The sequence below is a fragment of the Sphingobacterium sp. UBA6317 genome (assembly GCF_002440385.1).
Lineage (GTDB): Bacteria > Bacteroidota > Bacteroidia > Sphingobacteriales > Sphingobacteriaceae > Sphingobacterium > Sphingobacterium multivorum.
In genome coordinates, this window is record NZ_DJTD01000021.1 from 1 (window position 1) to 22866 (window position 22866).

A 22866-nucleotide genomic window follows, 5' to 3' on the forward strand; every position below is an offset into this window, starting at 1 on the left:
TCAACATCACCGGAATATGCAAAAGACAAGCTTCTAGTACTATTAAACTGTAAAATCAAAAATTCTTTTTCTTCCTTAGGTTTTTTAGCATGGTCATTTCTGTAAGCTAGAATTGCGACAACACTGGCTATTGCACCCAATATGGTACAGACGAGTAAAAAAGGTTCCATATTTTACAACTTGGTTATTGATGACTAAATAATAAATTTAAGCTTTTATTATAATCTCTGAGCTTTTATTAAAAAATAAAAATGCTAAACGATTTCCATAACAAATTTCGAATAAAACCCCGGAGAAACTAAAGGTTCACTTGTAAAAGTTACGGTATGAAGTTTATTCATCTTAATACTAAATTCTGAGTTATTCATGATCTTTAGAAGCAGTTGTTCATTTATACTCTGATTCAAAGACAAAGCATATAAGGTAGACACATCAGAGCAGAAGGTTTTGATCGATTGTGCTCTTTCTGTTAGATCGCGAACCATTAGGCCCAATTCAAGTCTTTTAACAGTATTTGCGTCACCCAATACTGTATAGGTAACAGTGTTTTGGAGAACTGGATTTGAATTAATAAGCTTATAATCGGAGATAGCAAACCATTCGTTATCATTTGTATGATTTTCATAATAACGAGTTTTTAAACCTTGGTCTGAAAGAAAATCCTTCGCAGTATAAGGATACCATCCTTCATTGGGAGGTATTTTTAGAGGAGCAGACATTTCTTTCTTTATTAATTCCTTTAAATCATTGATACTTTTTAATATTGAATTTTTGTCATTGGGTTGCTCTCTCAACCAATGAGTGCGCCACCGCTCTAATACTTTTGTGTCACAGCGGAAATGAATCATAGCCATGAAAAAACTATACTGTAATTGCTGTTCATCCTTAATAAACCGTTTGAATACAAAATATGAATCTTCATACTTAGAATAAATTCTGGTTAAATATATAAATGGACTAAATAATATAGTTAAAATCAATGGTAGAAGTATTTGCTTTAAATTTTGGATATTAAAAAGTGTTGTATTATCAGTATATATTTTTTTTAAAACATTAGTGATCAATATTATACCTAGTGTTATTAAAAGTCTATTCATTAATTTAGTTACTTTGATATACTTTGGATCCTTTTCAGAAAATAACTTTATAGTCAGCACTGTTGAACCGAATATTGCTAATAGTAACTCATAACCTAAACTAAATGTATAGACACCTATGATAAATTCCACAAATGCAAGTATTCTAAAATGTTCCAGAATAATCGATTTAAAAAACTTAACGATATCTTCGGATTTTAGTATTTTGGTTATTAAAGGAAATCCACTAAAAAAACACCAGATAGCTGATGCTGTAAAAAGATCTTTATTCCAAAATCCCAAATGTGATAAGAGAATTATAGATAGTATAATATAACAAATGGCGAGAGTGAAAACTGTGATTAATTTGATTGAAAAAACAGCTTTTATAACTCTAATTACCAAAGGCCTGCTGTTTCGTAATAGCAGAAGGATAATTACTATTAAAAGGGTAAAAAAAACTATAACAATTTCTCTGTTATTTAGCATTAAAGTGTTTTAAAAGTGAAAGTTATGTATAAGGTGATATCGTAAATATCTGATACAAAAGTACACAAAAATCTTAGAAAGCTAAATTAATTAGTATTTTGATTTTTTTAATACGGTTTCCCGTATCCAATCCTACTTTCAAAACAATACCTTAGTCTTACAGTTTGTAATAATCTTGAAAGTTAATATCTGTAAACATATTAATTCAGAATAAATAATGTATATTAGGCTTGGGTATTAACCTTGCCCGATTGAAAAGTAGCATACCATGATAGTAACCACGACCAATTCCATCGAAGGGAGAGAGATTTCACGATATAATGATCCCATAGCAGCCAATGTAGTCATCGGTACCACTGTCTTTAGGGATATAGGGGCCAGCTATGTCGATTTCTTTGGCGGTCGCTCTACTAGCTATGAGAAGAAGATGCAGGAAATGTACAAGCGGGTTACCGCAACGCTCAAGCAACGTGCTCAGGCAATTCGTGCTGATGCTATTATCGGGCTTAGTGTGGATATTAACGAACCCCCTAGAAAGGGTTCAGAAAGCGCACATCAAAATATATCAGGAAAAGCTATAGAGAATTGTGGCTTTCCTTCTTCTGATGTAGAAGATTGTTACCAATGTGAATTAGTGCTGAATTAAGGGTGAAGATGTAGAAAGACATTATATACCAAAATTATGACGGAATCAATTGAAAATATAAAACTAAGAATAAAGAAATATCTTGAACTAGAGAATGTTAGCTTTTTGTTTGGGGCCGGTTCAAGTTTTCACTTGGGAGCACCTGTAATTCGAACAATACCTATCGCGTTGAAAAATCAATGCCTTGAGGAAATAACTCGCTATTTTGGTGAAGATGCAGATCCATCTTATGAAGATCTGTTCAACTGTTTACAAGCGGATAGGTATCTTAAGGAAATGAAGAAGGAAGATGTTTCTTCTCTGAATTCGTCTATGGCGAAAATGCAAAAATGGCTTTTTGAACAGTGTGATACTAATAAGACAACAATTCAACAATTTTATGCAAGTGATGAAAAGCTTAAACACAATAGGTATCATTATCATGAAGCTTTAATTAAAAAGCTTTTACAAAGACCAGTGCATTTGAAAAGAGCTAATCTATTTACAACGAACTACGATATGGCTTTCGATTATGCTTTAGATAACTTAGGCGTACATTATGTAAATGGATTTATGGGAGTACATAATAGGTGTTTTAGACCAGAGGTGTATGATTATGATTTGTATTATCCTGGGCAAAGTGTAATCGGCAAAGTACATCGAGCAGAGAAGGTTTTGAGATACTATAAAATGCACGGATCTTTATCTTGGATATCAACTCCGTCAACAGTTTCAAATACATATGGAATAAAGGAAATATCATTAAATGGTGATTTCACTCCCGATGAAGATAACGAGATTATGATTTATCCATGTGTAAGTAAGAAGTCTTTTACTTTGGATTTACCATATTCAGAATTATTCAGACAATTTTCTCAAGCTATAAACCAACCTCAGTCCGTATTGGTATGTGTTGGATATTCATTTTATGATGAACACATAAATGATATTATTAAGCAAGCGTTGTCGATACCATCCTTTACACTGATTATTGCAAATTTTTCGCCAAATATCGACCTCGAATCAGAAATTGAAAAATTGAAAAAATTAGGAGATAAAAGAATAATAATTTTAGATCAGGAAGATGATAACCAAACAACTTTTGTGAGTTTTGTAGATAAGGTAATGCCAGACTTGTATGAAGAAGATGAGCTAGTATATGTAGCTAAAACCTTAGGTGAACTTTATCCAGCAAAAAAAGATGATCCAGAGAATGACGATGTATTGCCATTTTAATATCTATTCCAAATTGTAATGAGTAATAATAACAGATTAGTAGGACGCGTCCTCTCCGTAGATAACTTCAGGGTTTTCATCAAAGTTGAAGAAGAACTTAGAGGTGCGTATAAAAGTGGGGTATTAGACATTTATGAAGTTGCACGAATTAACTCTTATTTAATTATACCGGTGGGTGCAGATCGAGTGGTAGCTTTAATAACGCGCGTGACAATGAAAGAAGAAGTCGAATTTGGAAGAAATTTGACAACAATATCTTTGCCAACATCTGCAAGGTATATTTCCGCGACTATGTTAGGTACTATAGCAAAGAAGAATGATAATGAAAGGTTTATTCAGGGAGTATATAATTTTCCGACTTTGGATAATCCTGTGTGGTATGTTACTGAAAAGGATTTAAGGCATATTTTTGATGATAAATCGATAGAGCAACAAATTGAATTCGATAAGGATTTTTATTTACCAATAGGGACATCTCCTGCTTTTACTGATTATAAAGTAAAGATATCACCTGATCAGTTTTTTGTTAAGCACGCAGCCATATTAGGAAATACTGGTTCTGGGAAATCTTGTACACTAACTTCTATTTTGAGAAATCTATTTAAATATGAGTACAACGCTAGTAAATTGAAAAATGCTCATATAGTCATTTTTGACACGAACGGTGAATACAAAGATGCTTTTCTTCCAGAAGGTGAAACCTTAGAAAAGATGCCTCTTGCATCTAAGGAGGAATTAGAATTAATTAATGCTAGCTATTATGGCGGAGAGGATAAAGTCCAAGTCCCATACTGGTTAATGAATTGGGCTGATTTTCGATCTCTTCTTAAGCCAAGTGATGCTACCCAAGCTCCTTTGTTAAATAGTGCAATTGGACTTGCTAAAAATGATGAAGAAACTAGTTCCGTTGCTGTTCTACCATTACACTTGAAAGCAGATATTGAAAGTATATTAAATTCTACGAGTGAGGAGTTAAAAAAAAGAACTGGATTTCAAGAGTACGGACGATGGAAGTGGTTAACAAGCAACGAGATTCTAAATATTGCTGAAGCTATTCGGCAGTTTGAAGTAGAAATGGCTGATTTAGTAGCAAACTTGGGGGCTCAGGTCAATTTTAACAATGCAGCATTACAAACTCCAATTCGAGCGTCAATCCAAGCTAGGTTAGATGTATTATTAACAGAAAATATAGATATTCAAATTACTAGTTCTCAAAATATAGATTTGCCAGTCTATTTTAGTTATCAAGAGCTTTGTAAAAAGTTTTTAGATGCAGCTATAATAAATGAAGGGTCGGGAAATAATAGACTAAATGAATTTATATCTACTTTACGTTTAAGAATGAACAGTTTTCTCAACGATAGAAGGATGGCTATTCCTTTGATGTTGAAAAATATGGATGAAGTAAATAAGACCGTTTTACCTCAATTTTTAGCGTTTATTCTGGGCGATTACAATAAGGTCTTTTCCGAAGATAACCAAGAGCATTTTGTGAAAAAGTATAATGATACCATTATCCCGCTAAACGCAGGTAAGACTCATCAAATAAGTGTGTTAGATGTTTCTCAACTTCCATTTGAAGTTTTAGAAACGGTAACAGCTTTATTGGGTAGGATAATATTAGAATTTGTATCTTACTTTATTCCAAGTGATCGGGGGAAATATCCTATAGTTATTATTTTGGAAGAAGCTCAAAATTATATTGCGGAAAATAAGCCTTCTGTTGCAAAAACAGTATTCGAAAGAATTGCACGCGAAGGGAGAAAATACGGTATATCGCTGATAGTAAGCAGCCAACGACCGTCTGAATTATCGAAAACAGTTTTGTCTCAATGTAATTCTTTTATTATTCATCGGTTACAAAATCCAGAAGATCAGAGATATATACAAGGTTTAGTTTCTAGTGCAAATGCTGATATTTTGGAGCAACTTCCAGTAATACCACAGCAGCATGCTATAATAACAGGAGACTGTGTGCGCGCACCTATTCAAGTCAGAATTGATGATGTCTATCCAACTCCTAATAGCCATAATCCAAAATACATAGAGAACTGGTTAGGAGATGCGGATATACCTTATAAAGAAGTGGCTAATCGATGGTTAGGAGTAAAAGAAAAGCTAGAAGAAGGTGATCAAGAAGTTGATGATTCAGAAGATCAATTACCATTTTAATAAGTAATATCAAATGACTGCGATATGTTGTTTTTTCATCATTAGCGAGACTGATGAAATCAAATTGTTTGGATCCAATTAAACATCGATATAGCCTATGAGAAACGCGTATAGTGGCTATTCATATCATGATCATATTGCTACAATGTTCATTGCTATTATGGATGTTGAGCGTAAGATCGTAAAGATTGAAATAGAGGCCATTACACCTGATAAATTTGATGATGTAGTGTTGCACTTTCCTGACGAGATTATTCAGATTCAAATTAAAGATTTTGCGGAGGTTAAAAGTGTTACCGTGGTGCCTGAGGGTATCGTTATCAACGGTGATAGTTATCCACTGTCAACTAATACAAACGTTGTATTTTTCCGTAGATACGATTATCAGTCTAACTCCCAAATTCTTGGATTTCCATCCTATTTGGTTGATGGTGTCCACCTCGTTTCTTTGAATAGAGAAGAGACAGATGAATGTATAAATGAGTTGTATCAAAATGATTATCGACGCAAGGCGGTAATCTATGAGTATTTCAATAAAATAAAGGATGACAGAATTTGGCAGATCCGTAAGGAAGAATTGCCTTCTCTTGATATTTATAGTACGGATCTTTTAGAGGAAACGGTGGATGTAGGTCTGAATCTGTTATGTGATCACCAATTACTTCTTGTAGAGGGTAAACCAGGGGTAGGAAAGAGTCATTATGTTACCTTGATCTCACAGCATTATTTAGGACATATTTTGTACAGGTTTTGGACTTCCAATCAAGACCCACACTATCAGGAGCGGTTAAAATTCAATAATTTTATTCAGGACATCTCCAAGCAGATATTTTCTGATCGGATTGAGCGAGGTGTTGATGCGGTTTTGCACGGACTGAAAGAGAGACAGACGGTTTTGATTATTGATGGATTAGATCATATTGAAAATTACCAAGCAGGTGATCTTTCTAAATACATCAGTTTTATAGAAGAGGTCAGCAAGCTATGTAAAATAATTGTTTTTTCAAGGCCGCTGGTAGAGCAGCCGATATGGAATAAGCAAGTTCTCGAAAATTGGACTTCATCTCAAACTAGCGCAGTTCTCGAAAACCTCTTTGGTCTGGATGACTACCTAATAAAACAGAAAATATTTGAAATAACTCAGGGATATCCCATTCTTGTTAAATTTTTAGCAGAGCATTATAAACAGCATTTTGAACTGCCACAGTTAGACAACATAGGTTCCATAGATACCTATTACGAGCAGATTATAAAAAAGGAAAAAAGTAAGCGGGCATTATTACTTTTTTTATGCACCAAAAGTTTTATAATGGCGTCGGAGCTTCAGCTGTTTCTTGGTGCAGAAGCCCCGTATGTAGAAGAGTTTATACGGGATTACCCTTATCTTTTTGAGCGTAGATTAAATAGGGTATCACTTATTCATGATAGCTTAACTACATATCTGCGTAAATTTGGATCGGGATACCAAGAGCTGAGTAAGAAAGTCTCAAAGATTGTGATGAGATCTGTGACTTCCTTCGAAAATCGATTTCTCAGCCGGTTTGCACTCTTTGATATTAGTTTGAAAGATAGACAGATCATACTTAAACTATACGCTTGGATCAGTACCTATCGTAGAATTATTGACGGGTGCATCGATGTGGAATCCATTCGTACGTTTTATGAGCAACTCAAATTAATTCTCTCCGAATCAGATTCCGGTGTCCTTGACATCGTTCAATATTACGATCTAGCACTGATCGAAAATCTAATTGTCCGAGACCATTTTTCTGCACAGTTTGACTTTTATTACGTCTATGTCAAAGTGCTACTTGATCACGGCTACACTTGCGAGGATGTTACCAGTTCTGCCTATCTATTTGGAATGATGTATTATTATGAAACTAACAATCCTCTTTTTTTAGCGCGTGCAAAAGACCTTGATACCTTCAATAGTAAACATTTCTTTTCAGACTTTGAAGCTCAAATTGAAAATGAGCGACGGTACTTTATTAACTATAGCCAACCACTTACCGATAAGCGAGTATCAAAAGCTTTAGGCAAAAAAGGAGATTTTCGTAAAAAGTTAACATATATACTTACTAATACCTATATACATGATTTAAAATATAACGTAAACGCTATTTTGTCAGATGCTATGTCTTTCTTAAAAGACGGCGATCAGGAGAGGGTGAAGTTTATAATGGAGCAATACGTTGAAGCTAACAGTGAGCAGGCCTACAAAGGGACATGGATATTTAACGATGTTAAGAAGCTGCTCTATAATCTCGGTTATTCGATCAAAGGCGAAGATAACGACCTACTCACTTTGACATTAGAGGAGCTTATTGAAAAACATAAAGCGCTCGGCAGTTTTGATTTGTGTGAATTAGTGCATAACTATCTGAGGTTGGCTGCACATCAAAATAGAACTATAGACGTTAGTAATATTTTTCATTTTTATAGTAAATACTACAATCGTCGAGATTACTCGTTATTTTCTACGCCTTCTGCTTTGTATACGTTGGAAAGGAGAGAGCTGTTGCATCGGGAGAAATGTGTAGATATAATTTCTCATATGCAAAATATATCCGAAAAAGAGTTTCGTGGACTTTTAATTGACTTTATTTCATACTATTCGCCAGAAGATATTATTCCTTTTTTGGAAGATAATTTTGAGATAGAAGACTTAATCATTGACTGGTTCTTGTTGAAACCCATCTATATTGATCAATTTTCAATTGCACTGTTTAACAAAGCGATACGAAAGCTGCTTGATGAAAATAGGTTTACCCAAGAACTGGATCTTAGGGATTGTAGGTATGTATTAGATTCTAAATGGTTGAGCCAATTTGGAGAAATTCTACGTGTTACGGGGTTTAGGCTTCGCCTCCCCGAAAAATCGCCAATGGCTGCTCGATTGACGAAGGTTAAAATTCCGCTGATAGTTGATAAATCCAATAATGATCAATCTTATTCTTTAGATAAGATTCGAAAATGGGATAGAGGAGTCTTGGATCTGGACGATCTAGACTATATTATCGAGAAAGATATTCCTATAACAAAGCTTGCCACATATTTAGACGAGCATGGGAGTTCATTGGTGAGTTCGTTAGTGTTCAATCAGTATCCAGTATCTTTGGTCAAACAAAACTTGCATCAGATTTTGTTTAACGCTATGACGGCTAGGACTGTAAGCGGTCTTTTTTATTCTGCACTTTATTTTTGGCCAGGTACAGTCCTCGAAATGCTATCAGTCTATGGAAGTACTGCTGATTTTGTATCAGCAGCCGAGAGTTATAAAGTTTTTATAAAGCTTTCTAAATTTGAGATCTAGTGTTTCGATGAATTTACAGCTGCTTTGTGGATTAAATGATAAGGTTCAAAGAAAGATTTTCGGTTCTTTATGCGGTAACTTTCGCTGGTCAGATTTATGACCTCGGCCCAGAAATCAAACTTTCTAATAGCGCCGTAACTAGCACTTCGCGCAAAGTTTATTCTATCCAATAACCACCTACCTGTCTTTAGGTTTCTTTTCACTTATTACGACTCCTTTTCTCACAGAATATCTGAGAGCTTTAGACAGTTGATCTCCGGGTGAATATTCCGACAAAATTGATGAAGAACCACTTTTGTCGGAATATTCATCCATCAACAACATGGACGCCAGCATCTCAAAAAGTATGCAGTTGGAATCTGCTGTACCATCTTCAAATTGCCTCCCTCTCTAGTAGGTAGTTCGTCGGAAGGGCGGTAGATAGCCCTCAACACAAAATGGAACGCTTACTAAGTGATCCGGGCCTGCACATTTAGTTATCAGGAAGTAAATACCGGATAAACAAAAACTGATTTATAGCGCGGCTTTTGTTCGTATTAGCATAACAAAGGAGATAGTATTTTGTATCTTTATTACAAAAATGTAACGACCTGTATGAAGACCCTCACTCAGATAGAAAATGCCCTTAAGTCCATAAATGATGCAGTTTTTCAAACTCTTGTAAATCACTTATTATATTTGCAGGGCTATAAATTTATCGGTTCTCCTGGTGCTGTCGTAGCGAAGGAAAAAACAAGCAAAGGGACGCCAGATTCTTTCTTTTTTGACGAGGACAACAACAAATACATATTTGTAGAATGCACAACTAAAGAAAAACTGGAAAAAAATAAATCTTTCTTCCAAAAGCTCAGCAACGATATTGACCATTGTTTTGACGAAGGAAAAACAGGAATCCCTAATGAGAAAATTGCAAAAGTAGTATTAGCGTGTAATGAGAAGATTACGGTTGAAGAACACAGCTTGCTAAATGCCAAAGTCAGCTCATACTGCACTGAAGCAAAACTTGAACTATTCAATATTCAAAATTTACCAATGGACATCTCTGAACTACCAAAATTGGCGGAAGAATATTTGGGCATTCAGACAATCAAGGGAGAAATTTACCCGCTTGAAGATTTTCTCCTAAAAACGGAAAAAGGGTTACAGCCTTCACTTACCAACGAGTTTATTGGTAGAGAAACAGAACTTGGAGAAAGCTTAGAAGCATTAATCAAGTACGACATCTTATTGCTAACAGGTAGCCCAGGCGTGGGCAAATCAAAATTAGCTGTAAAGATTTTGGAGGAGCTTTCCAAACAGGATTATGTTCCCATTGTTATTCAGAGTTCAGTAGTATCTCTTTGGGACGATTACCAGCATCTCTTTTTACCTGGCAAGCGATACATTATACTATTCGACGATGCCAACAAATCAGTCGCGAATCTTGAATACCTCTTAAGTAAATTAGCGGGTCCAAACAGCTTTTCTGCGAAGCTGGTAATTACCTCCAGGGACTACGTAAAAAGGCAGATATCAAACAAGTTGGATCACTACACCTTTAAAGAGCTTAATATTTCCGAATTTAAGAATGGTGAAATTGAGAAAATAATTGTCTCAGCATTACCTGATCTTCAATATCATACGGATATTAAACATAAAATAGTCGATTTGTCTAAAGGAAATGCAAGAGTGGCATTGATGGCAACCTATTCAGTTACTCCCGATGCTGAAACCAACTACTTGACTAGTCCTGTCCTCCTATATGAGAAGTATTTTAAAAAGATATCCGAAGAAATCGGGATTTTCAATGACCCTCTTATTCTGAAATCTCTTGCTATTGTTTCGTTCTTCGGAGTTTTGGATAGAAACAATGAAAAAATAAAAGAAGATCTTTTTTCCAAATTTGGGGTTGACTGGAATGGGCTTTGGGCGGCTATCATTGAATTGCATAACAGCGAAATCGTAGATGTTTATGCGGATGAAGTAGTGAGAGTATCGGATCAGGTTTTGGCAAGCTACGCATTCTATAAATGCTTCATTGACGACAGGTCTGCTGTGATTAACTACGCGGATTGGATTGTCACTTTTGTCGAAAAGTATTCAAATAAGATACGAAATACCCTCATCGACATAAATAATACCTTTACCGATCAACATATTAAGGACCTTGTGTTACCCCATCTAAACAAGGTTGCTGAACAGTTTACGTCCGATCACCAAGAGTACGCATTCTATAATCTGTTTTGGTTTTATAAAGGCCTCGATTGTTTAGTTTATATACGAAAATGGATCCAAAGTATTCCGCAAGAAGATTTGCCAGAAACATTTACTTTCAACTACGTGAATGATGACCATGTTTACGCTTCTAGTTATTTTGAGCTCTTAAAAGACTTTTGGCATCACCCCAATGAATTGTTTAAGTCTTCATTGGAACTGACTTTAGCGCTGGCCTATAAACAACCTAGTCGAATACCTGAAATATTAAAGTTTCTACACGATCATTTTAGCTTTAAGGTTCAAGACCTACATCGAGGCTATAGGCGACAACAGCTGCTATTCGATGTTCTATTGGACGATAAATGGACTGGCTCCCAAAGGGTAATTGCAAATGGTATCTTTCTTAATTTATCGGAAGTATTTTTTGGCTGGCACTTTACAGAATATGGGCCAACCAAAGGACATGAGTTTACATATTACAATTTCGATTTGTATAAATCGGAAGCACTAATGTATCTAAGAGCACGTATGCTCAATCAGCTCTACCATCTCTTTGATGCCGAAAATGAACAATTTCCTAAGTTATTAGCAAAAATAGTTTCTCCAAGAGGAGATATAGATAAAAGTATTTATGTCGATGAATTACCTATGTATGAAAAGATTATATCAGATAAATTGGACAGCGCTCAATATTCGCACTGTAAATTTGTGATCGCTCTTTCTGAACATCTTTCAAAAATTGGTACGGAATTTCCTGAGAGCTGGAACAATTTTATCAATTCCGACATAATAAAGCTATCCAACTTATTAAGATTGGATAGAATGGACAGAAGTAAATCTCTAACAGAAAGCCGAAAAGAAAAGCAAAAGGAAATAGAAGATTTTGTAAATATAAATGACTGGCCTAGTTTAGAAAAGCATCTAATATATATCAATGTACTTTATAATCAAGAAAAGGCCAGTACTAGATGGTACATTGAGCCATCCGTAACGGCGATCTATTTAGCAATAGCCCGCAAAGATAGATCATATTTTGAAAGTGCATTAAGACTGCACTTTAATGAAAAAGTAAATTTTCCGTTAGGTTCCGCAGTTTTTCATATCCCCCTAAAGGAAGGCATTATTAAAGGTGAAGACTTGTTGCATATCATAGATTGCTATGAGTTTAAAGAAAAATTTTTCTGGAAATCAGTATTGGCAACATCACTGCCCGAAGGACAAATAAACGAACATTTTATCAAACTTCTTTTAGAACTCTTTCAGAATAATGATAATTCTGTCAATGTCCATCACATGTCTGACTATTTAAAATACTGGACAGCATTTGAGGCATATAAGACAGGCAACAGAGAACTAGAGCAGCACAATATCATTACCTATCTCACTAGTGTTATACTGTCTAAAAACGGTCGCACGAAGGGAGATTTTGGTTATGATTTTTGTTCAGAATGTGTATCCTATTTTAGCAGCCATACCGATTTGTTAAAAAGCGCTTATTGGGCACAATATGAAATCGATCCTGATTTTGATTATGAAGAAAAGGAATTAAAAGCCATTCTTAATCTGGATAGATATTTTATTCACCATAGCTTCAAGTCCGATATTGTGGGCTTAGGATACTTAGCAAAAATAGATCTTAGCGATGTCAACACCAGCTTATTATGGGAATACCCGGAATATGAAGAATTGATCGAAAGCCTTTTATTGGAGATTTTAGAAAAAGAACGCTTCAGCTTTAGTTATGAAGATGCTTTTTTCAATTTATTTAAATCGAGAATTTCTGATGAAAACTACGAGGAAAAAGTAAAATCATTTATTTTAAAATTGACACATAAACACTTCGATAACGATAAAATGATACTTATACTGATCGAAGTCGTTTATAACGACTATAGAGATTGGCTAATATTTTATTACAGGGAATTGCTTTTATTGCGTAAGGATATTGAAATAACAAAAAAAATTATTTTTGGTCGCGGAGCAAATACTGTTGGAAGTTGGGTTCCCGTCTATCAGAAAAAAATAGATTTCTATTTGGAGATTATAAACATGATTAAAGCCCTGCCTGACCTGTTGGACTACGCGGAACATATCGCCTACTTTGAGCAAAAAATAAAATGGAAAAAACAAGATATAAAAAGTGAAGAGAAAAGGGACTTTATGGATCAATCCTGAGAGGGGTAACTGGAAAGGAATAATATATCGCTCATTGCCATTTGTATAGTGAATAGGCTATTCCATATAACAGACTTTCCTTTGCTTAGTAAAAGAACAAATGACAAAAACATATCGTCTTGTCCTGAAATAGCTTTACACTAAATTGTAAAGCTATTTCAGGACAAGACATGGAAGAAGCGGTTGAAGCGATTAAAAAAATAAATCAGTAAATGCATTTCCCGTTTAACCAACCCAATACACATCGACCAATCTTTTTCCTACACCACCATTTTTTAGTTTAATCGGCTTTTTGGCACTCTTAATAACTCCCTTTTTTACAGAATATCTTAAAGCTTTGGACAGCTGATCATTAGTGAACGTTTTCCTATACTCGGAGCAAACAAAAAGTTCAATTTCATTCAAATACCGAGGTTCCTTTAGAAAAGACGACTTTACAAGAATTCTTGAAATAAATGAATTAATGCTCCTGTCAGTCAGTGTACTTGAGAAGTATCCGGGGTTATTCCGTTTATCCTTATTAAATTCATGAACACTTTCTGTTTTAGCAATACCCTGTGAGACAGGAACGTTAAGATTAAGTATTTTTGATCCGTTTACATTCAGTTTCTTACCGATATCCTCTGCTAAAGCATGGCTAAATGGTCGGGTAAGATTTAGAATACCGTATATATGTGATGAATCTCTTCCAATAAATTCAGCGAATCCAGATACTGTCATTCCTAAAATATTCATAATTTCACGCAATCTCTTCGCCAAACGCTCATTATAAGTTTTGTCTTGGTTTGTCATAAGACAAATTCCGTTAAAAACTTACGCTAAAAATTATCATTAATTTACTTTTATTGTAAAATATTTATACCTATATTTGTTATAATATTTTACTGACTTATAATTTATTAAGTCTGCTAGTGTAATTTAAGAGTCTCGTTTCCCAAGTCTCACATTTTAATCGAACACGAGAGCGATAGATTGCACCCATATGCCTTTATTTGCTATATTAGCAACGGTAAAGGCGTGGGTACTATCGTCTGCTGAGTTCGAAGGAGTGAGACCCGGGGAATAATGCAAGGTAGTAACCCACGTTTTTACCTTATTTGAGACTCACCAAATAACCTTAAAAGGTGAGTTATGATTATTAAAAACAAACATTCGATTAATCCCAATCCACCTTAGTTCTATTAAGACTAGAGGTCTGTATGACCATCCGAAAAAAGTGTCATTGTAAATATATCATCTGCTTTGTGTAACCAATTAGAGACTACTATATCGGAACATTTCTACGAGTTATTCTAATGACCTGATCCAGCACCAACGCGAGGAAAGGGTAGGATTATGACCATTTTTAAAACCTTAAAATGAACAATTTTATAAGGACTGGGGAAGGTATTGCCTGTTCAAAACAGGCAGCCCAGTATGTAAATTTAATAAATGCACAACCTACGTGTATTGAAAGTAAAACATATAGCTTAAGAGAACTACTAGCCATAAGGACTCTTTTAGTAATTGCTACAGTATTTCATATGTTTAGTTTATCGGCTCAGATGCCCCGCAAGGACAGCGGGGCGGAAGGGCTGAAAATAATCAAAGCTCTGAAAATTGGAGATACAGTTCCGGATGAATTTTGGACTGCATCCTTAAACGCTATGTACAACAGATCCAATAAGAATACAGTAACTCTTAATGAACTCAAAAATAGAAAACTGATCATTCTGGACTTCTGGGCTACATGGTGTGGTGCCTGTATTGGATCAATACAAAAGTATGTTAAAACAGATGCGTATGCTGATGTAGATATAGCATTCCTTGGTGTCACTTATCAGGACAAGGAAGAAGTCACCAAGTTCAACGAAAGATTTAAGCTTAACTTTCCAACAATAATTGGCGATACGGTGCTCAGCGCTTATTTCCCATATAGGATAATTCCGCATGTCGTAGTCATCCAACAGGGGAAAGTTTTGACTATTGCCCATTCTGAAATATTGTTACCAGAAAATGTTCAAAAATTGAAAGGGGGTAAATATGAAGAATATCTTGCAAAGAGCGATATCCTTGATTTTGATAAAACCAAAGTCATCCTGGACCAAAAAAACAGTAGAATTAAGGATGCTATAAAATCCCGGACCGTTATAATGGGGCCTATAAGCGGACTTTCAGCGTTTGGATCTTATAAAAAGATTGATAGCACACAAAGGCTCTACCTAACAAATCATAGTCTGTTGTTTGCCATGTACAAACTCCTTGATGTTTATTGGCATAACCGGATATTTTTAAAGATAAGTAATGAAGATCAGTTCGACTACTTCGGCTTCGAAGATCAACAAAAATTTCCTTACACTGTATGGTTAACCAAATATGGCGCTGGCTTAGAATCTATTGCTCCATTGAACATCCCAAAAAAGGAATTAAAGTGGAATGCATTGATCGCACTGCTCAATACAAATGGATATGACTTTGCAGTCGTTGAGAAAGAAGTTGAAACCAAACTGATATATCCAACAGGAAATAAAAAGTTATATAGGCGAGCAGGCAATGTGACGATTGAGGAACTGCTGAAGTCACTGAATTACCAACAAAAGGATTTGCGGAGGGTGCCAATCTATTTGTCAAGTGATTTAATCAATAATCAGGGCCGGATTTCTATAGATCTCCATAGGATAAGGGACGAGGAATATTTAGAGAACATATTGTCTAAATATGGGCTAAAAATCAAAAATCAGCGCTCTAGACAATCAATTATAGAGGTAACAGAAAGGAGAAGCTTATGAAAACGACTTACTTAATATTCTTGCTTTTCATTTTTATCAAGACGGTGAACGGCCAGGCTCAGGTAATAAAGATAAAGATCACCGACGTGGATAGCTTTAATCCGCTGGAAGAGGTAAATGTCAAAGGAAGAGATTTCGTTGCAAAAACTGACCATGAAGGATCTTTTCTTTTGAACAAGTTTAATATGGACAGCTTGACCTTTACGCATATCAGATATAAAACTGTTACGATTGCTTTGAGTCAGCTGCTTAAAGACAGGTCCGTCACGTTGGCCAGCAAAGATAATATGCTCGAAACAGTTACAATTAATACAGGATATCAGAAAATTAATCAGCGTATATCCTCAGGCGCAGTCGATAAAATAGATCTCCAACGGAGTAGGGATGTGTACGGCAGCAATATATTTCAGAAGTTAGAGGGTAATTCACCGATCCTATTCGATAAGACCGGCGACAGCAAACGGGCGATGACTATTCGTGGATTGAGCAGTATCAATAATACGAATCTTCCCCTCATCGTGCTCGATAATTTCCCTTACGAAGGTGATCCGAACTGGATCAATCCCGAAGACATCGAAGACATCACAATATTAAAAGATGCTGCTGCGTCGGCTATTTGGGGCACCCGTGCAGGCAATGGGGTTATTGTAATCACGACAAAAAAAGGGAAATACAATTTACCGAATCGGGTAACGTTATCAAGCGGCGTCCAGGTTCAGAATAAACCGGACCTTTATTCATTAAATCTAATTTCTTCTGCAGGTGTTGTAGAACTTGAAAGCTTACTGTTTGAAAAAGGCCGTTATAATAATCAAAATTCCTTCAATATGCCTTATTTTTCGCCTGTAATAGAGCATTTAATAGCTATTAGAGATGGAATAGGAGATAAAAAGAGTCACGAACGGGAAATAGAGAACTATCAGAAACTCGATGTCAGGGACGATTACAGTAAGTATATGTACAGGACGGCTGTCAACCAATATCAGAACTTAAGTATTGAAGGTGGTGGCAGGAACTTGCGTTACCAATTTTCTGCTCGAATGGACAACAATACAGGGACACTGGACGAAAAGCTGAAAAAGAGTTTATTAAGGACTTTTATTGAGGTTGAACTGCATCCAAAGATCAGGCTTTCAACCGACCTTCAATATGTAGACAATAAATTTGAAGAAGGAAGAACTGCCTATAGTCCATCAAACGGTATACCATACCTCATGCTTGCAGACCAAGATGGAAATCCAATTAAACATGCTAAAAATAGGGTAGGGTATCTTGACACTCTAGGGCAGGGGCTGTTAAATGATTGGTTCGAATATCCGCTGATAGAATTCAAAAAAAAGCATTCTACCCAAGCATCAAATATGGGGCTGGCAAATGTTACAGCTGATATCAAACTGTATAAGGGGCTGACTCTGCAAGGAAACTATAGTTTCCAGTTTGTATCTAACCGGGATAAGCAACGTTATGATGAGGATAGTTACATGGTGAGAAATCTGATCAATTCCTATGCTGCGGTAGACTATGCCAAACGAACCGTAACATCGGCAATTCCTACTGGTGGTATTTTGGATCAGTCTGATCAGATACAAACGACGCATAATGTGAGATTTGGTGTCAACTATGAAAAGAAGTGGCGGGATTTCTTTCTTACAACTTTACTGGGAACGGAGTGGAGACAGTCAAATGCCGAAAGTTCTCAATATAGGTTCTATGGATTTGATCCCGATACGTATACTGTTTCAAAAATAGATTACCGTAACCCATACACTCACTTTATTGATAAATCGACCATTTACGTTCCTTACTTAGATGATAAGCGCCTTAAAATAAACCGTTCAAGATCTCAATATGCAAATGCATCGGTTTCTTATAACGGTAAGTATGTCCTGACAGGGAGTGTTAGACGGGATGCTTCAAACCTATTTGGCGTAAAAACGAACGAAAGATGGCAACCGCTCTGGTCTATTGGCTACAAATGGAATCTTTCAGAAGAGCGTTTCTTTAAGATAGCATGGATAGATGCGCTGAGCTTACGCGGATCATATGGTATCAGTGGAAATGTGGATCAATCGCGCTCAGCCATTACTACTATTCGCTATACAAACCCTGACCGCTATACCAATTTACCACAGGCTATCATTTCCCAGTACAGTAACCCTGATCTTAGGTGGGAGAAAAATACAATATGGAATACTGGAATTGATTTTTCATTTATTTCGGGTAAGATCAATGGTTCTCTTGACTATTACAAAAAATGGGGAACTGACCTTTTTGGCAGATATCCTGTGGATTATACGGCAATACCAAACAAGGGTGTACTTCGGAATATTGCCGCAATGAAAGGCAATGGTGTTGACCTAAAACTTAATGGAAATATACCATTTGGAAAACGTATTTTCTTTAGGCCTCAAATTATGATCAATTTCAATAACAGCAAAATCACAGATTACTATTATGAGGGCAATTATGCTTATGAGTTTTTAAGTTATGGTACTTCAGTGACGGGACAGGTAGGCTATCCAGTATATTCTATTCTCACATATAAGTGGAATGGGCTGGACGCCAACGGAAATCCGATTGGGGAATTGAATGGTGAGCGTTCGATTGATTATCCAAAAATCAAACTGCAGGATAAATCTGTACTCGAATACAAAGGTACTGTGGTTCCGCGCTATTCGGGTTATTTTAACCCCGGTATATCTGTAGGAAACTTTGATGTCTCCGCCAGTTTTCTATATAAATTAGGACATGTATTTAGGCGTACTCCAGTAGGATACAATGAATTGGTTGCCATGGGGGGATTAGGCGATGGTAGCGGAGATTTTGACCGGAGATGGAAAGTGAGCGGTGACGAATCCAAAACAGATATACCTTCTTTTATTTACCCTGTTGATACTGAGCGCAGCTCTTTCTATCAAAGTTCTTCTGTTTTGGTTGAAAATGCAAGCCATGTACGTTTACAGAATCTTTCTGTTGGGCATACATTCAGGATCAATAAAATTGTTGCTGGAAGGGTATTCTGCAATGCCACTAATCTTGGAATTATTTGGAGAAAGAACAATAAAGGAATCGATCCCGATTACCTTTCGCAATTCAGGCCTAAGAAGCAGATTTCTTTAGGCATTAATTTGACTTATAATTAGAAAAAATGAAAACGTTCAACTATTTTTTATATCTATTGATCATTCTTCAGATTTCATGTAAAAATTTCTTGGATGAAAAGCCTGATGCCAGTCTAAAAGAAGCCAATAGCCTTGAAGACCTTGATGCGCTATTGAACAATACTAAGGTTATGAATTATTATAGCATGGGACTTGGTGAGGCTTCTGCTGATAATTATTACCTCGACAAATCCAGCTGGGAAGCATTTGATCAGCACGAAAGACAGTTATATACATGGGGAGAAGAAATCTTCTACCAGTTTTACCTCAATCCTTGGCTGGATTATTATAAGAGCATATATTACAGCAATCATGTACTGGCCAAATTGGATAAGATTGCTCCAGAGAGGAAAATGGAAGGGCGTGCAAAGGAGCTTAGGGGAAGGGCATTATTCTTCAGGGCATTTGGTCACTATAAGCTGCTTTCCCTCTTTTCTAAAGCGTATGATGTGAATGCTTCCAAAACTGATCTTGGCATCCCATTAAGACTGAGTGATGACTTTAACATACCGTCCGAAAGGGGAACAGTTGAAGCATGTTATCAACAGATATTACAGGATCTACATGAAGCGGAAAGTTTATTGCCGCTAAAATCAGATAATATTCACTTACCTTCAAGGATATCAGCTTATGTGTTGCTTTCGTGGATTTATCAAGCGCGTGCGGAATTTGATAAATCAGTTCTATATGCCCAAAAAGCACTTGAAATCGATAGCAAACTTAAAGATTATAAAGACTATTCACAGGAAGCCAGATACCCATTTTTTGGTTTTGATGATGAAATCGTTTATATGGTGGCCGGAGGTGGAATCTATAACATGCTTGGAAAGTCCTATTGTAAAATTGATACACTAGTATATTCTTCATATGACACTCATGATCTTAGAAAGAAGCTGTTTTTTGAAAGAAATAAAGATGGATCTTATAATTTCAAAGGGTCTTATGTTGGCTCCCGAGGGCTTTTTATGGGACTTACTGTAGCCGATGCCTACCTCAATGTGTCGGAAGGATTAATACGGCTGAATAAAACAGAGGAAGGACTACGATTTCTTGAAATTTTCCAACGTCATCGTTATGATGAGACTTATAGTCCGCAGCTTGCGTCAATGTCGAAAGAGACTGCCTTAAAACTAGTTTTGGATGAGAGACGGAAGGAATTCATTATGCGGGATTCCCGATGGGGGGATATCAAACGGTTAAATAAGATTGATGATGAGGTGATTATTCCCGCTCGCAAGTTAGGTGGCAACGAGTTCTCGCTTAAGAGAAATGATAACAGATATGCATTACCATTACCTGCTGAGATCATTGAACTGACAGGCATGCCCCAAAATCCAAGATAAAATTAAATGAGGGGGGCAGCCGAGCTGCCTCCCTCAAAACTATCCCATTAATTTGAAAATGCCGGTCTTTCGGCAGCTTCGTAATCATCAGGGTTATCGGTCACATTACCCAATGACATGGCAGGTTTTGTAGGATCGGATGGGTGTGGAGTATCTTGAATTTCACAGATATATATTCCATCACCGCATTCCACCTGTCCATTTCCAGGTTTGGTTAATGCATAGTTATTGCGGTTATTAACATCCGCAGGAGTTGTACTATTTAGTTGATAATAGTACGTTTGAGTTGCAGGTGGTTTCTCAATAAAACTATCCTTCTTTTCCATTGCATTCACCGCGAATGCAATGCCTAGTACTAACGACAATGCCGATCCAACGGTAATTAAACTTCTTTTAATGATCTTTTTTGAAATCATGGTTGTGGTCTTTTTTATACGATCAAAAAAAGGTTGCCTCAAAAAACTTTGGTTTATTTTACAGTTATGGGTTGTCTTTTAGCAGACCTCGCTGGTTGGCTTCGTATCCCGATACTCGGCTAACCATTTCCCAGATAGCCCAAGTAGACTATCCGGGACTGCCGTGAACAGCGCCCCTTTACGATTGTGCCACCTTCGGTTGGCAACTCTCTTCTGGGCTAAGCCAATCCGAACAGGTAAGGCGTCTAGCTTAAGCAGGTCTTTGACCAGCTTGCAGACCAAAGCGCTCTGCAGGAACAGCACATGCACCCACATCCTGAGGGACGAGTACAGCTTTCCGATCCAGCGGAAAAGGACTGTCATTACATTCAATATTGGGTACATCCTGTTCATACGACGTTGTTTTTACCTGATCCATTTGTCTGTTCTCAGCGGCGCATCCTTGGCGCGGCCTGCCCAATGGGCTTGATTGCACTTTATCGCTGTACCCGCGTTCCTACGTCCCGACATCTGTATGGCTCCATCACGTATCGGCAGATTTCAGTAGCTGGTCTCACAGCCTTTGGCTACTTAGTCAGGGACTCTACCATCGGAAAAAATGGTTTCAGCGCCCGATACGCTTTCGTTTCTTTGTTTAAGCTCTTTACCCAAAGTTACGGCAGCAAGCTGCGCAGCATTTGTAGTGAATTGAAGGCCTTCACACTATTTTCAGTTTCAATACAGCAAAATCTCACAAAGAAGCACTAGCTATTCTTTTTCCGATAGACTGATGGCTGCATGCCCATCGAACGCTTAAAGCTGTTGGTAAAATGGGCCAGATCGGAAAAGCCCGTCTGATAGGCAATGTCGGAGATCTTGGCATTGGTTTCGGTCAGCAAAAGACAGGCCTTTTGGATCCGAAACTCCAACACATAGCGCCGCAGGGTGCAGCCTAGGCTATTTTTGGCGACCTGCTCAGTGGTATGCCGCGTCCAGCCTAAGCTCTTTTTGATCTGCCGGATACTGCAGCGGCTTTCGTCCATGTAGTGCTCTTCGAGGTAGCTGTCTAAGGCCAACCGCAGTACTTCGGGACTGCGCCCGACCGCTGCCTCGGCTGCAACAACTGCATTGTGATAGTGCTGAAGGAGCTTTCCCAGCAGCTGCACCACACGTGCACTGTCTTGCAGTCCTTTGATCGCTGTAAAACGGATCTCGTCCAGCAGGTCCAGCATGATTTTGTTGAGGGGCATAGGGCCCAAACGGCAGCAAGTTGTTGCCCCCTTCAACCAGGCTTCTTCCAATGGCCCGAAAGCTGGGTAATTGTTGCCGAAATCGGCAAACCATTCCGCTTCAAAAGATAGGAGTGCAAAGCTCTGTAGGCCATGCCCGAGATGCAGGGCGTAGTCACCAGCAGGATAATAACAGAGTGCAAGATAGGGCCGGTCCGGGTAGCGGAGCAGCTCACCCTGATCGTCATAAAAATAACTGCGGCCCCGCAATTGGATAAATAAAAAGTAACTGGGGAACGCCACGCCATAGGGGATTCGTAGGTCTGCATAGAGCTCGGCTTCGATGAGCTGCAAATGGGCGCCGATCAGCTTGCGCGACTGCCGGCTTAAACGGCCGCTGGTCCAGCCAAGGGTTTCCCAAGCTGTACCCCGCAGCGGAAAGGCCACATAGTCGGGTGGACTGCTGGCGATCTCCGCCCTGCAGTTCAAAAGTTCCATGAGCTGTTCAATGACTATGCTATTTTCCATAATTACTTTGTGTGCCAGGCTAAGCGCAAGAGCCTTTTATAATAAGCAAAGGAGGGCATAAGCGCCCTCCTTTAGGTACAGATACTATGAAACGATCAATCTTCTGCTACAGCATTTACTTTCGATTGACCCTGGGTATAGCCGCCGATGCTTCCTT

13 protein-coding genes are annotated in these 22866 nt (G+C 37.3%); 8 read left to right on the plus strand and 5 right to left on the minus strand.

Annotated elements, in window-relative coordinates; genetic code table 11:
* Nucleotides 1–254 precede the first annotated feature (254 nt).
* Nucleotides 255–1565: a hypothetical protein gene (locus B3E92_RS05700; protein ID WP_286895757.1), complete on the minus strand. Its 1311-nt coding sequence runs from the start codon at nt 1563–1565 to the stop codon at nt 255–257.
* Between the two features lie 268 nt (nt 1566–1833).
* Here B3E92_RS05700 and B3E92_RS05705 point away from each other — a divergent pair, with 268 nt between their 5' ends.
* The 5 genes from B3E92_RS05705 to B3E92_RS05725 all read left to right on the plus strand — a co-directional run bounded on the left by B3E92_RS05705 (nt 1834) and on the right by B3E92_RS05725 (nt 13285).
* A complete protein-coding gene (locus B3E92_RS05705) occupies nt 1834–2211 on the plus strand; it encodes a YbjQ family protein (RefSeq protein WP_286895758.1) in 378 nt (125 codons plus the stop codon).
* A gap of 36 nt (nt 2212–2247) precedes the next feature.
* A complete protein-coding gene (locus tag B3E92_RS05710; RefSeq protein WP_286895761.1) occupies nt 2248–3426 on the plus strand; it encodes an SIR2 family protein in 1179 nt (392 codons plus the stop codon).
* Nucleotides 3427–3444: 18 nt separating this feature from the next.
* The gene (locus tag B3E92_RS05715) at nt 3445–5598 is read left to right on the plus strand and encodes an ATP-binding protein (protein ID WP_286895764.1); all 2154 of its coding nucleotides are present in this window, start codon (nt 3445–3447) and stop codon (nt 5596–5598) included.
* A gap of 97 nt (nt 5599–5695) precedes the next feature.
* Nucleotides 5696–8914 carry a hypothetical protein gene (locus B3E92_RS05720; RefSeq protein ID WP_286895767.1) on the plus strand — a complete coding sequence of 1073 codons (3219 nt, stop codon included), beginning with the start codon at nt 5696–5698 and terminating at the stop codon, nt 8912–8914.
* A 594-nt stretch (nt 8915–9508) separates the two neighbouring features.
* The gene (locus B3E92_RS05725; RefSeq protein ID WP_286895772.1) at nt 9509–13285 is read left to right on the plus strand and encodes a hypothetical protein; all 3777 of its coding nucleotides are present in this window, start codon (nt 9509–9511) and stop codon (nt 13283–13285) included.
* Between the two features lie 225 nt (nt 13286–13510).
* Here the strand turns inward: B3E92_RS05725 and B3E92_RS05730 are convergent, their stop codons facing one another.
* Nucleotides 13511–14077: a helix-turn-helix domain-containing protein gene (locus tag B3E92_RS05730; protein WP_286895775.1), complete on the minus strand. Its 567-nt coding sequence runs from the start codon at nt 14075–14077 to the stop codon at nt 13511–13513.
* Nucleotides 14078–14643: 566 nt separating this feature from the next.
* Between B3E92_RS05730 and B3E92_RS05735 the strand changes: the two genes are divergently transcribed.
* The 3 genes from B3E92_RS05735 to B3E92_RS05745 are packed head-to-tail and all read left to right on the plus strand — an operon-like array spanning nt 14644 to nt 20557.
* Nucleotides 14644–16053, plus strand: coding sequence for a TlpA family protein disulfide reductase (locus B3E92_RS05735; RefSeq protein WP_286895777.1), 1410 nt, complete (start codon nt 14644–14646; stop codon nt 16051–16053).
* On the plus strand, nt 16050–19196 hold the full coding sequence (locus B3E92_RS05740; protein ID WP_286895778.1) for a SusC/RagA family TonB-linked outer membrane protein: 3147 nt from the start codon (nt 16050–16052) through the stop codon (nt 19194–19196). Before B3E92_RS05735 ends, B3E92_RS05740 begins: the two co-directional genes overlap by 4 nt.
* Nucleotides 19197–19201: 5 nt before the next feature.
* Nucleotides 19202–20557, plus strand: coding sequence for a RagB/SusD family nutrient uptake outer membrane protein (locus tag B3E92_RS05745; protein WP_286895780.1), 1356 nt, complete (start codon nt 19202–19204; stop codon nt 20555–20557).
* Between the two features lie 47 nt (nt 20558–20604).
* On the opposite strand, the gene B3E92_RS05750 is transcribed toward B3E92_RS05745, so the two are convergent.
* From B3E92_RS05750 to B3E92_RS05760, 3 genes are all read right to left on the minus strand, one after another.
* Entirely contained in the window at nt 20605–20973 is a 369-nt protein-coding gene (locus B3E92_RS05750; protein WP_286895783.1) for a hypothetical protein, read from the minus strand.
* Nucleotides 20974–21223: 250 nt separating this feature from the next.
* Nucleotides 21224–21391: a hypothetical protein gene (locus tag B3E92_RS05755; RefSeq protein WP_286895786.1), complete on the minus strand. Its 168-nt coding sequence runs from the start codon at nt 21389–21391 to the stop codon at nt 21224–21226.
* 325 nt (nt 21392–21716) lie between these two features.
* Nucleotides 21717–22709 carry a helix-turn-helix domain-containing protein gene (locus B3E92_RS05760; RefSeq protein WP_286895788.1) on the minus strand — a complete coding sequence of 331 codons (993 nt, stop codon included), beginning with the start codon at nt 22707–22709 and terminating at the stop codon, nt 21717–21719.
* Between the last annotated feature and the right edge of the window lie 157 nt (nt 22710–22866).

Excerpts from the sequence above, each read along its gene's own strand:
- B3E92_RS05710 (WP_286895761.1), top strand. The coding sequence starts at position 2,248 with ATGACGGAATCAATTGAAAATATAAAACTAAGAATAAAGAAATATCTT.
- B3E92_RS05705 (WP_286895758.1), top strand. The coding sequence starts at position 1,834 with ATGATAGTAACCACGACCAATTCCATCGAAGGGAGAGAGATTTCACGA.
- B3E92_RS05715 (WP_286895764.1), top strand. The coding sequence starts at position 3,445 with ATGAGTAATAATAACAGATTAGTAGGACGCGTCCTCTCCGTAGATAAC.
- B3E92_RS05735 (WP_286895777.1), top strand. The coding sequence starts at position 14,644 with ATGAACAATTTTATAAGGACTGGGGAAGGTATTGCCTGTTCAAAACAG.
- B3E92_RS05760 (WP_286895788.1), bottom strand. The coding sequence starts at position 22,709 with ATGGAAAATAGCATAGTCATTGAACAGCTCATGGAACTTTTGAACTGC.
- B3E92_RS05725 (WP_286895772.1), top strand. The coding sequence starts at position 9,509 with ATGAAGACCCTCACTCAGATAGAAAATGCCCTTAAGTCCATAAATGAT.
- B3E92_RS05700 (WP_286895757.1), bottom strand. The coding sequence starts at position 1,565 with ATGCTAAATAACAGAGAAATTGTTATAGTTTTTTTTACCCTTTTAATA.
- B3E92_RS05745 (WP_286895780.1), top strand. The coding sequence starts at position 19,202 with ATGAAAACGTTCAACTATTTTTTATATCTATTGATCATTCTTCAGATT.
- B3E92_RS05750 (WP_286895783.1), bottom strand. The coding sequence starts at position 20,973 with ATGATTTCAAAAAAGATCATTAAAAGAAGTTTAATTACCGTTGGATCG.
- B3E92_RS05720 (WP_286895767.1), top strand. The coding sequence starts at position 5,696 with ATGAGAAACGCGTATAGTGGCTATTCATATCATGATCATATTGCTACA.
- B3E92_RS05740 (WP_286895778.1), top strand. The coding sequence starts at position 16,050 with ATGAAAACGACTTACTTAATATTCTTGCTTTTCATTTTTATCAAGACG.
- B3E92_RS05755 (WP_286895786.1), bottom strand. The coding sequence starts at position 21,391 with ATGGATCAGGTAAAAACAACGTCGTATGAACAGGATGTACCCAATATT.
- B3E92_RS05730 (WP_286895775.1), bottom strand. The coding sequence starts at position 14,077 with ATGACAAACCAAGACAAAACTTATAATGAGCGTTTGGCGAAGAGATTG.